This is a genomic window from Halopseudomonas sp. Lyrl_26 (assembly GCF_051948695.1).
Classification (GTDB): Bacteria; Pseudomonadota; Gammaproteobacteria; order Pseudomonadales; family Pseudomonadaceae; genus Halopseudomonas; species Halopseudomonas formosensis.
In genome coordinates this window covers 24,586-35,581 of record NZ_JAYJLH010000001.1, presented here as the reverse complement: position 1 = coordinate 35,581, position 10,996 = coordinate 24,586, and the positions used below count along the sequence as shown (strand labels likewise).

Below are 10,996 nucleotides of genomic sequence, written 5' to 3'. Positions count from 1 at the left end.
CCCATGGCCTTCAAGTTCGGCAAGAACATTGACGAGATGTGTTACCCCTTCATGTACGAAAGCTCGTCGCTGTGCGACTTCGAGGTCATCACCGATGAGCTGTGCGGTCATATCGGCGCCATCATCTCCCACCTGCCCGAGGACATGCCTGATATCGCCGCTGACCTTGAGCAGATCCAGCCGCTGGCCTTTCATATCAACGGCTCGATCCGTGGCCGGTTGGCCGTCAGCGAGGAAGATCAGGCCTGGTTGCAGCAACGCCTGAATCATTACAAGGCAGAAGTGCCCGAACGCCTGAACGGCTTCGTACTGCCCCGCGGCAGCCTGCCGATTCCGCAGCTGCACCTGGCCCGCTCGGCCTGCAAAAAGGCCATCCGCGTCATGGTCAAAATCGATCAGGAAGGAAAAGAGGTGCCCATGCTGCTGCCGCGCATGTGCAATATGTTGTGCAACTTCTTCTTTGTGCTGACCCTGGTAATAAACCAGCGCCGTGGGCTGGTGGAGCCGGAGTTCATCAGTCGCAGTTACGGCAAGAACGTCTGACTCCCGATAACGTCGAGGCAGCGGGACGCCGGAGCATCCCGCTGCGACCAGCCTTCAGCCCGCCGCGCGCAGTTCACGCGCCGCAGCCACCATATTGGCCAGCGCCTCTCTGGTTTCCCGCCAGGCGCGGGTTTTCAGGCCGCAGTCGGGGTTGACCCACAGGCGCTGCGCCGGAATCCGCTGCGCGGCCTTGCGCAGCAGGCTGACCATCTGCGCCGTGCTCGGCACCCTCGGCGAGTGGATATCGTACACCCCCGGTCCGATCTCGTTCGGATAGGCAAACTGCTCGAAGGCCTCCAGCAGCTCCATGTCCGAGCGGGAGGTTTCAATGGTGATCACATCGGCATCCATCGCCGCGATCGACTCGATCACATCATTGAACTCGCTGTAGCACATATGGGTATGAATCTGCGTTTCATCACGCACCCCGCTGGCGGTCAGGCGGAACGCCTCGGTGGCCCAATCCAGATAGCCCTGCCAGCCTGATCTGCGCAGCGGCAGGCCCTCGCGGAACGCCGCCTCATCGATCTGGATGATGCGGATGCCAGCCGCTTCCAGATCCGTCACCTCATCGCGGATCGCCAGCGCCAGTTGCCGGGCCTGTTGCTCGCGGCTGATATCCTCCCGCGGAAACGACCACATCAACATGGTCACCGGACCGGTCAGCATGCCCTTCATTACCTTGTCGGTCTGCTGTTGAGCATAGCTGATCCAGTCCACAGTCATGGCTTTGGGGCGACTCAAATCACCAAAGATGATGGCGGGTTTGACGCAGCGCGAACCATAGCTCTGCACCCAGCCGAACCGGGTAAAGGCATAGCCATCCAGCTGCTCGGCGAAGTATTCCACCATGTCGTTACGCTCGGCCTCGCCGTGCACCAGCACATCCAGCCCCAGCTGCTCCTGCACCTTGACCGCATTACGAATTTCACTGCGCATGGCCTCGGTGTACTCCGCCTCGCTCAGCTTGCCCTGTCTGAACGCCTGACGCGCCAGACGGATCGCCGATGTCTGCGGGAAGGAACCAATGGTGGTGGTCGGGAAGGCCGGCAGATTCAACCGCGCCCGCTGCTGTCCAATACGCTCGGCAAAGGCTGATTGGCGCTGACTGTCACCCGGCTGGATTGCCGCCAGGCGGGCCTGCACCTCCGGTCGATGGATACGCGGGGAAGCGGCTCGACTGGCCTGCACCGCCCGGCTCTGCTCCAGTGCTGCCTGCACGTCAGCGGCCTGCGGTTCACTCAAGGCGCGGGCCAGTGTCGCCACCTCCTCACACTTCTGCACCGCAAAGGCCAGCCAACTTTGCAGCTCGGCATCCAGTTGATCCTCCCGCTGCAGATCCACCGGACTATGCAGTAGCGAGCAGGACGGTGCTACCCAGAGCCGCTCGCCCAGACGCTCATGGGCATGGCGCAGCACCTCCAGCGCCTTGTCCAAATCACAGCGCCAGACGTTGCGGCCATTGACCAGCCCCAGCGACAGAACCTTGTAGGACGGCAAACGATCAAGAATGGCCGGATACTGCTCGGGCGCCCGCACCAGATCAATATGCAGGCCGTCCACCGGCAGGCCCGCCGCCAGCCCGAGGTTGTCCTCCAGACCACCGAAATAGGTCGCGACCAGCTTTTTCAGCGGTTCCTTCTGCAGCAGGTTATAGGCACGCTCAAACGCGTTCTTCCAATCCTGCGGCAGATCGAGCACCAGAATCGGTTCATCGATCTGCACCCACTCCACACCCTGTGCCGCCAGTCGCTGAAAGATCTCGCCGTACAAGGGCAGTAACCGCTCAAGCAACTCCAGCTTGTCGAACTCCCGGCCCTTGACCTTGCCCAGCCACAGATAGGTCAGCGGCCCGATTACCACGGGTTTGACCCTGTGCCCCAGTGCCTGCGCCTCATTCACCTCGTCGAACAGCTGCTCCCAGCTCAGGGCAAACTGCTGGTCAGCGCTGAACTCCGGCACCAGATAGTGGTAGTTGGTATCAAACCACTTGGTCATTTCCTGGGCATGACCACCACAGCAGCCGCCGGTGGCACCACGCGCCATGGCAAACAGCGTCTGCAGATCCGGCCGCGGGGCGCCCGCCTTGCGAAAACGCTCGGGGATAACCCCGAACATCAACGAATGGGTCAGCACCTGGTCATACCAGGCAAAATCGCCGACCGGCAGCAGCTCGATACCAGCCTGCTTCTGCAGCTGCCAGTGCTCAGCGCGCAGCCGCACACCTGTCTCACGCAGCCCAGCCTCGTCCAGATCGCCCTGCCAGAACGCCTCCAGCGCCCGTTTCAGTTCACGGTCACGCCCGATACGCGGAAAGCCCAGATTGTGTGCCAAAGCCATCGGTCAATACTCCCTCAATGAATGATGGAAGGATTCTCTGCGCCACCTGATGATGAAACAATCTCATGATTTTCATGGGGACATGCAATTCAACTCATGAATACCCTCCGTATTACACCGTCCTGGTCAGGTGCTCTGCTGACATCTGATGCCACCGTTGCGACTGCATACAAGAACAAGGAGAAATTGACCTTGGTCAAAGAGGATTGCCAAACCAGCCCATATAGTGCCCACCAAGCAGATTAAAGCACTATATATTGTGCTTAACGCTTTTACGCAGGGGAATCTGGTGCGAATCCAGAGCTGTCGCGCAACGGTATGGAGCTGACCAACAGCCCTGAGCCCGAATGCCTGCCTTTCTCCGTCATCAGACGGCAACCCGGGTCCCGCGTCAGGACATCAGGGCGGCGAAAGCTGCGTCCTGTCCAGCGTGCCCCACCACAAGCATGAGGGATCGCATGACAACGCCGGCCTTAACCGCGCCCATCGACGGCACTCTGCTGGATGTCTCCAGCACCATAGACGAGTACCTGAATCGCCAGGACTGGCGAGTGAATGCCAACGCCAACCAGGGGTACTCCCTCGGCGGGCTGATTCTCAACAGCGCCGGCAAGATGATCGCCAACTACTGGCTCAGTCACGTCTATCCGCTGCAGATCGGCCAGGCTCACCGTGATGGCGACCTGCATATCCACGACCTGGATATGCTCAGCGGCTACTGCGCCGGCTGGTCATTGCGCACCCTGCTCAATGAGGGACTCAATGGCATTCCCGGGCAGATCGATTCCGTCCCGCCACGGCATATGTCCAGCGCGGTAGGGCAGATCGTCAACTTCCTCGGCACCCTGCAGAACGAATGGGCCGGCGCCCAGGCCTTCAGTTCCTTCGATACCTACATGGCCCCCTATGTGCGCAAAGACCAGCTCGACTACCCGCAGGTGCGCCAGCATATCCAGGAGCTGATCCACAACCTCAACGTCCCCTCGCGCTGGGGCACCCAGACTCCCTTCACCAACCTGACCTTCGACTGGGTCTGCCCGGATGATCTGCGTGAGCAGGTGCCGGTGATCGGCGGTGAGGAAATGCCCTTCTGCTACGGCGAGCTGCAGGCGGAAATGGACCTGATCAACCGCGCCTACATCGAGGTCATGAGTCAGGGCGATGCCAGAGGCCGGGTATTCACCTTTCCGATCCCGACCTACAACATCACCCACGACTTTCCCTGGCACAGTGACAACGCCGAGCGCCTGTTCGCCATGACCGCGAAATACGGCCTGCCCTACTTCCAGAACTTCCTCAACTCGGAGCTGCAGCCGAACATGGTGCGCTCCATGTGCTGCCGTCTGCAGCTGGATCTGCGCGAACTGCTCAAGCGCGGCAACGGCCTGTTCGGCTCTGCCGAGCAGACCGGCTCGCTGGGCGTGGTCACCATCAACTGTGCCCGCCTGGGCTATCTGTACCGGGGCGATGAAACCGCCCTGCTGCGGGCACTGGATCGCTTGCTGGAGCTGGGCCGCGACAGCCTGGAAATCAAGCGCAAGGTGATCCAGCAGCACATGGATGCCGGGCTGTTCCCCTACACCAAACGCTATCTGGGCACCCTGCGCAATCACTTCTCCACCCTGGGCGTCAACGGCATCAACGAGATGGTCCGCAACTTCACCGGTGATACCCAGGACATCACCCACCCCGACGGACACGCCATGGCACTTCGCCTGCTGGATCACGTACGCGCGCGCATGACCGAATTCCAGGAGCACACCGGGCACATGTACAACCTGGAGGCGACCCCAGCCGAGGGCACCACTTACCGCTTTGCGCGAGAAGACCGCAAGCGTTTCCCCGACATACTGCAGGCCGGTTCGATGGATAAGCCCTACTACACCAACTCCTCACAACTGCCGGTCGGTTTCACCAGCGATCCCTTTGAGGCGCTACAGCGACAGGAGCCTTTGCAGCAGAAATACACCGGCGGCACTGTACTGCATCTGTACATGGCCGAACCCCTGGCCAGTGCAGACACCTGCCGGCGACTGGTGCAGCGGGCACTGGCCAACTATCGGCTGCCCTATCTGACCGTTACCCCGACCTTTTCCATCTGTCCGCATCACGGCTATCTGAGTGGCGAGCATGAGTTCTGCCCGCGCTGTGATGAGGACATCCTCCAGCAGAAAGCAAAAAACCAGGGAGTATCAGCATGAATCAATCCATCACCACCCCACTGCAAGACCACGAACGGGTCCGCTGCGAAGTCTGGACCCGGGTTATGGGCTACCACCGCCCGGTCTCCTCCTGGAATCCCGGCAAGCAGTCCGAGCACCGCGAGCGGCAGTTCTTCCAGCCCCAGAGTTCAGCCAGCGATGGCTGCTGAATCACTGCGCGTGGGGGGCCTTGTGCCCCTCACCAGCATCGACTATCCGGGGGAGCTGGCAGCGGTGGTTTTCACGCAAGGCTGCCCCTGGCGCTGCGTTTACTGTCATAACCCCGAGCTGCTGCCAGCACGGGGCGACACGGAAATCCCCTGGCAGCAGATCGTCGATTTCATGCACAGCCGTCGCGGGCTGCTGGATGCGCTGGTGTTTTCCGGTGGCGAGCCGACCTTTCAGTCAGCCCTGCCCCAGGCCATCCAACAGATACGCGCCATGGGCTTCAAGATCGGCCTGCACAGCGCCGGCATCTACCCACGCAAACTGCAGGCCCTGCTGTCACTGATCGACTGGATAGGCCTGGATATCAAGGCCAGCAAAAACGACTACCCGCTGATCACCCAAACCCGGGACAGCGGTAACGCTGCCTGGCAAAGCGCCGAGCTGGTCATCAACAGCGGCGTCAGCCACCAACTGCGCATCACGGCTCACCCCAACTGGCTGGCCGACAGCGACGCGCAATGGATCAGACAACGGTTGCTGGATATGGGCGCCGAATCAGTGGTGATACAGGCAGGCCGCCTCGACCATGCCTGATCTGCGAGTTCCGAAACGATAGCTGGGATGCCGAGCGGCTGACTGTTCAATCCGTCGACGCGCCGAGGCTGCAATACTGCCCCTTGAAATACAGCAAAGGCTGCGACACTGGCCCCTGCTGACGGCTCAGGGCTTTTACTTCACCAATCACGATCAGGTGATCGCCCGCAACATGTTCTGCCTGAATCTCGCAATCCAGCCAGTGCAGACTGCCGCCAATCAGCGGATTGCCCAGCGGTGACGTGGCCCATTCAACGCCGTGCCACTTGTCCGCACCCCGCCGAGCGAACTGGTCGGAAATAGCGACCTGATCACCAGACAGGATATTCACTGCGAACCGGCCCGTCTGGCGAATCTTCGGGTAGCTGGCCGAACGGGACATGACACTGAACGACACCAGCGGTGGACTCATCGACACGCTGTAGAACGACTGGCAGGTAAAGCCAAGCGGCTCACCATCGAGCTGCGAGGTGATCACCGTGATACCGGAGGCAAAGTGACCGAGCGCTTCGCGAAAGCGCGAAGGCTCGATGATGAGCTCCTGTGCGGACATCAGCCCGACAACTCCTGGCGAATAATCTCGGCGCCCGCGCTCAGGGCCTTCATTTTGCCGCGCGCCACGTCACGCGGCAGCGGCGCCATGCCACAGTTGGTCGCCGGATAGAGCTTGTCGGCATCGACGAACCGCAGCGCCCTGCGCAGGGTATCGGCCACCTCCTCCGGTGTCTCCACGGTATTGGTCGCCACATCAATGGCCCCGACCATCACCTTCTTGCCGCGAATCAGCTCGATGAGATCCATGGGCACGTTGGAGTTGTGACACTCCAGCGAGATGATATCGATGCTGGATTGCTGCAGCTTGGGGAAGGCTTCCTCATACTGGCGCCACTCCGAGCCCAGGGTCTTTTTCCAGTCGGTATTGGCCTTGATACCGTAGCCATAGCAGATATGCACTGCCGTCTCGCACTTGAGCCCTTGCAGTGCCCGCTCCAGCGTCGCAACGCCCCAGTCGTTCACCTCATCAAAGAACACGTTGAACGCCGGCTCATCAAACTGAATGATGTCGACACCGGCCGCCTCCAGCTCCAGCGCTTCCTGATTGAGGATCCTGGCGAATTCCCAGGCCAGTTTTTCCCGGCTTTTGTAGTGGGCGTCATACAGCGTGTCGATCATGGTCATGGGGCCAGGCAACGCCCACTTTATCGGCTGGCTGGTTTGTTGACGCAGGAAACGGGCATCCTCGACAAACACAGGTTTTTGCCGCGACACCGCGCCCACCACCGTCGGCACGCTGGCATCATAGCGATCACGAATTCGAACTGTTTCACGCTTCTCGAAGTCAACACCGTCCAGATGCTCGATAAAGGTCGTCACGAAGTGCTGACGGGTTTGCTCGCCGTCACTGACGATATCGATGCCGGCCAGTTGCTGTTCGTGCAATGCCAGGCGCAGCGCATCCTGCTTGCCCTCGAGCAGCGCGTCCCCCTCCAGCTTCCAGGGCGACCAGAGGGTTTCCGGCTCTGCCAGCCAGGAGGGCTTGGGCAGGCTGCCAGCGGTTGAAGTGGGTAACAACTTTTGCATGGTATAAGGCCTTGATATTCTTTTATTCAAGCTGCGTAATCAGCAGCCCATTGCTGAAGTACCGACTGATAGGGTTTGATGAAAACCTCTTCAACAAACTTGCCCTGCTCAATAGCCAGACGGCTCCGTTCTTCGCGGTCATACTCGATGCGCGTCAGTGAGAAATCATCGTTATCCAAACTGGGCTGATAGACCTTTCCAGCTACGGAGTTGGCGTTGTAGATCTCCGGCCGATAGATCTTCTGGAATGCATCCATGGTGCTTATGGTGCTGATCAGCTCAAGGTTGCTGTAGTCCGCCAGCAGGTCACCGGAGAAATAGAAGGCCAGGGGCGCAACGCTGCCCGGAGGCATGAAATAGCGCACCGCCAACCCCATCTTGCCGAAGTACTCATCGGTCAGGGAGTACGCATCCTGCCGATACTCAACACCCAGTACCGGATGCTGATTTTCAGTGCGCACATAGGTTCTCCCACTGGCGACGCTCAAGCAGATTACCGGCTGCTTGCTGAAACATTCCCGGTAAGCGGCAGAGTTGACGAAGCACTTGAACAGCTTGCCATGCAGATCGCCGAAATCGTCCGGCGTGCTGAAGTCGGCCTTGCCCTCGTTGTGCTCGCGCAACAGCACACTGAAATCATAATCGCGCACATAGGAGGAGAGGTTGTTGCCAACTATCCCTTCGATGCGCTTGTTGGCTTTGCGATCGACGATACTGGTTTTCAGTATCTCGATCAGCGGAATACCTTTGCCGATGCCGCCCGCCTCAACATCCATTTCGACGGAGATGATATCCAGTTCAAGGGCATAGCGGTCTCCGTTGGGGTTATCCCAATGCGCCATGGCGTTGAAGCGGTTATCGATCATTCTCAAGGTGCTGCGCAAATTCTCTTCTCGGCGCTCGCCCCTGGCCAGATTGGCAAAATTGGTGGTAATTCGCGTGTTGTCCGACGGGCGATAATCCTCGTCGAAGCGAGTGCTCTTGATACTGAATGTAAAATCCTTGCTCATTTCACCCAAGCCCCTGATGACGGGAAAGCCAAGCCTGCCCAATGATTTACGTTCTGCTGAATTGGAGCGCATCATAGGCAAGCTGCAGCCTGAGGAACATTGAACTTAATTCAGTCAATCATTAATTTATTTCATGTGGCGTCCTTTTGACTGCCCTTCAGCACGCTGGATAAGGTCAGGGCAGCGCCAACTGATCGGGTTGCAACTGCGACCAACGCAAAAGAGGGCGCAATGCGCCCTCTGGTCAGTTGCTCAGGCCGTGGCCGGTTACTTGCCCTCTCTGTCCACCATGTCCTTGCCCAGGCGGGTCCAGGTCAGCAGGAAGCACAGGGCGCTGGCCGCGTACAGGCAGGCCATGATGACCATGGAGGTCTGCAGGCTCTGTGAGTAGACCTGACCGCAGACTTCGCGCAGATCTTCACTAAGCTGACCGATCACGGCGGGATGGCACTGGCTGCGAGCCAGATCGCCCGCTGCTACGCCATACTCGGCGGCACCGGAATTGAACAGGATGTCGGACACCAGGCCGATGAACAGCGGGCCGAAGCCGTAACCGATCAGGTTGACCAGCAGCAGCATGACTGCGGTGGCCATCGCCCGCACGCGCATGCTCACCACGCCCTGGCCGATGGTGTACTGAGCGGCCAGATAGCCGTACTTCACGAAGCCGCCGATGATCAGGCCGATGGCGGCGTACAGCAGATTGTCAGTGGTGAAGGCAAAGATATAGAAGGGAATCGACAGCATCAGGCCAGCCGCCGGTACCCAGGCGATGGCGCCGGGGTGTTTCTTGTAGATCTTGGTTGCGAGCCAGCCGGTGGCAAAGGTGCCGATGGCAGCAGACAGGGCGACCGGCGTGTTGATCCAGATGGCCGCCTGGCCGGCGGTAATTTCGTAGGTACGCACCAGAAACAGCGACTGGAACGAGGAAATGCCGTAACCACAGAATGCGGCGATGGTGGCACCGGCGGTCATCAGCCAGAATGCCGGCTTGCCCAGCAGCTCATGGATGGCTTCACCAAGGCTGGCGCGCTCCTTCTGCACGGCTTGCGGCGGATCGGTGTAACCCCGCGGTGGCTCCTTGACTGTAAGCTTGAACACCAGGGCGACCAGCAGTCCCGGCAGGCCGACAACGAAGAAGGCGGTGCGCCAGTCGAACATGTCGGTAACCCAGCCGCCGACGATGTTGGCGACCATGGTGCCGAGGGTTACGCCCATGGCGTAGAAACCCAGTGCCTGGGACCGCTCACGCGGAATGAAGTAGTCCGCGATCAGGGAGTTGGCCGGCGGCGTGCAGCCAGCCTCGCCGATACCCACCCCGACGCGACACATCAGCAGAATCCAGAACGCGCCTATGGTGATCGAACCGATGGTGACTTCCGTCGCCAGGCCGCAAAGCGCCGTCATCAGGGACCACAGGGCCACGCAGACGGTCATGATCCAGACGCGGTTGGCGACATCGGCAAAACGCGCCAGCGGGATGCCCACTGTGGTGTAGAGCAAGGCGAAACCGAATCCGGTGAGAAGGCCGAACTGGGTGTCCGTCAGTCCCAGATCAGGTACCAGGTCGGGACCGACGACCGCCAGCAGGGCGCGATCGACGAAGTTGAGAATGTAAATGAATGTCAGCGCAAAGAGCACATAGTTGCGGTACGCCTTGGAGCCGAAGCCGGTCAAGTGGCCCTGGGCTCCCCCTTCTATGGCATGGTTGGTTCTCATGGACAGTTCGCCTTCCCAGTATGTTGTTATAAGTCGATGCGGGCAGTCGGATGCTGCAGTGACTCAGGTTCATCCAAGTGATCGGTATGCCCTACATTAACGCCTAGAAGCCGCTCGAACATGCATGGTTAAACCAATCAGCCCTGTTGAATATCAATCCATAAGCGTAAAGCATGGCTTTAGCGGGACATTTGTCGTGCGCTTGATCACAGGGTAATCACATTGAGCCAGCGAGGCCCGTTTGTGTCAGATCATTGAGAGCCCGGGTACGTCGTTGGGGCTGCCGGTACGGCGTGGAGATCGCGCAAGTTTCGCCGTCGACGAAGGGGGTAACGCTTCAGCGGGCTTCGGATTCCATTCAGGACGTCCCGGGAATCCGAAGCAGCAGGTTCAACCCAGCTTCACATTCATGGTGATCTGCGCGGTAAAAACCGTCTTGCCCTCGGTATCCGTAACGACAACCGGCACCACCTTGTCGCCTTCGCTACTCCAGTCCACGCCCTCGCCGCTGGCTACAGCGGTCAGATCAGTTTTCGCCTTGGCCAGATACTCTACTGTCATGCCCTTGGGTATCCAGCGGGCGCCTGCGGGTATAGACACGTTGGTCATCATGCCAGCGGCCAGCTCCGCCGCATTGCACATGGCAATCGCATGCACTGTACCCAGATGATTGGTGACATCCTTGGCGAAGGGCAGCTGAACTATGCAGCTGTTGACGTCCAACTCGGATATGAGCGGGCTGATGGTGCTGAAGTACGGTGCCATCTGGCATGCCATCTTGCTGAAGACCTCGGGGCCGGCGGACTGAAACATCTTGAGTACCTGGTTCATGACTTCTCC

9 protein-coding genes, 1 pseudogene and 1 riboswitch are annotated in these 10,996 nt (G+C 59.6%); of the genes and pseudogenes, 4 read left to right on the top strand and 6 right to left on the bottom strand.

The genetic code is table 11. From position 1 onward, the window contains the following. Positions 1-3: 3 nt before the first annotated feature. A complete protein-coding gene (locus VF673_RS00175; RefSeq protein ID WP_440290465.1) occupies positions 4-543 on the top strand; it encodes an ATP:cob(I)alamin adenosyltransferase in 540 nt (179 codons plus the stop codon). A gap of 54 nt (positions 544-597) precedes the next feature. Here VF673_RS00175 and metE read toward each other — a convergent pair whose 3' ends face one another. Next, entirely contained in the window at positions 598-2,883 is a 2,286-nt protein-coding gene (gene metE / locus VF673_RS00170; protein ID WP_440290464.1) for a 5-methyltetrahydropteroyltriglutamate--homocysteine S-methyltransferase, read from the bottom strand. Between the two features lie 240 nt (positions 2,884-3,123). After that, a riboswitch (cobalamin riboswitch) is annotated at positions 3,124-3,256 on the top strand. 121 nt (positions 3,257-3,377) lie between these two features. Between metE and VF673_RS00165 the strand changes: the two are divergent. The 3 genes and pseudogenes from VF673_RS00165 to VF673_RS00155 form a co-directional block, all read left to right on the top strand. Next, positions 3,378-5,084 (top strand): annotated as a pseudogene (locus tag VF673_RS00165) (ribonucleoside triphosphate reductase); the annotation flags it as partial. Continuing rightward, positions 5,081-5,254 (top strand): anaerobic ribonucleoside-triphosphate reductase, encoded by a 174-nt coding sequence (gene nrdD / locus VF673_RS00160; RefSeq protein WP_440290463.1) that lies wholly within the window; start codon positions 5,081-5,083, stop codon positions 5,252-5,254. The pseudogene VF673_RS00165 and the gene nrdD, both read left to right, overlap by 4 nt. Before the next feature lie 22 nt (positions 5,255-5,276). Next, complete coding sequence (locus VF673_RS00155; protein ID WP_440290462.1) at positions 5,277-5,846, top strand: anaerobic ribonucleoside-triphosphate reductase activating protein; 570 nt, start codon at positions 5,277-5,279, stop codon at positions 5,844-5,846. A gap of 46 nt (positions 5,847-5,892) precedes the next feature. Here VF673_RS00155 and VF673_RS00150 read toward each other — a convergent pair whose 3' ends face one another. From VF673_RS00150 to VF673_RS00130, 5 genes are all read right to left on the bottom strand, one after another. After that, positions 5,893-6,399 carry a flavin reductase family protein gene (locus tag VF673_RS00150; protein WP_440290461.1) on the bottom strand — a complete coding sequence of 169 codons (507 nt, stop codon included), beginning with the start codon at positions 6,397-6,399 and terminating at the stop codon, positions 5,893-5,895. Next, positions 6,399-7,427, bottom strand: a complete 1,029-nt coding sequence (locus VF673_RS00145) for a methionine synthase (RefSeq protein WP_440290460.1) — start codon at positions 7,425-7,427, stop codon at positions 6,399-6,401. The genes VF673_RS00150 and VF673_RS00145 overlap by 1 nt, the downstream gene beginning before the upstream one ends. A 26-nt stretch (positions 7,428-7,453) precedes the next feature. Then, positions 7,454-8,437 carry a DUF1852 domain-containing protein gene (locus VF673_RS00140; RefSeq protein ID WP_440290872.1) on the bottom strand — a complete coding sequence of 328 codons (984 nt, stop codon included), beginning with the start codon at positions 8,435-8,437 and terminating at the stop codon, positions 7,454-7,456. Between the two features lie 267 nt (positions 8,438-8,704). After that, a complete protein-coding gene (locus tag VF673_RS00135; RefSeq protein WP_440290459.1) occupies positions 8,705-10,156 on the bottom strand; it encodes a spinster family MFS transporter in 1,452 nt (483 codons plus the stop codon). Positions 10,157-10,546: 390 nt separating this feature from the next. Then, the gene (locus VF673_RS00130; protein ID WP_273125275.1) at positions 10,547-10,987 is read right to left on the bottom strand and encodes a hotdog fold domain-containing protein; all 441 of its coding nucleotides are present in this window, start codon (positions 10,985-10,987) and stop codon (positions 10,547-10,549) included. Between the last annotated feature and the right edge of the window lie 9 nt (positions 10,988-10,996).

What these genes read in the sequence shown, in the direction of transcription:
- VF673_RS00130 (WP_273125275.1), bottom strand. Translation starts at nt 10,987, where the DNA reads ATGAACCAGGTACTCAAGATGTTTCAGTCCGCCGGCCCCGAGGTCTTC.
- VF673_RS00175 (WP_440290465.1), top strand. Translation starts at nt 4, where the DNA reads ATGGCCTTCAAGTTCGGCAAGAACATTGACGAGATGTGTTACCCCTTC.
- VF673_RS00140 (WP_440290872.1), bottom strand. Translation starts at nt 8,437, where the DNA reads ATGAGCAAGGATTTTACATTCAGTATCAAGAGCACTCGCTTCGACGAG.
- VF673_RS00150 (WP_440290461.1), bottom strand. Translation starts at nt 6,399, where the DNA reads ATGTCCGCACAGGAGCTCATCATCGAGCCTTCGCGCTTTCGCGAAGCG.
- metE (WP_440290464.1), bottom strand. Translation starts at nt 2,883, where the DNA reads ATGGCTTTGGCACACAATCTGGGCTTTCCGCGTATCGGGCGTGACCGT.
- nrdD (WP_440290463.1), top strand. Translation starts at nt 5,081, where the DNA reads ATGAATCAATCCATCACCACCCCACTGCAAGACCACGAACGGGTCCGC.
- VF673_RS00135 (WP_440290459.1), bottom strand. Translation starts at nt 10,156, where the DNA reads ATGAGAACCAACCATGCCATAGAAGGGGGAGCCCAGGGCCACTTGACC.
- VF673_RS00145 (WP_440290460.1), bottom strand. Translation starts at nt 7,427, where the DNA reads ATGCAAAAGTTGTTACCCACTTCAACCGCTGGCAGCCTGCCCAAGCCC.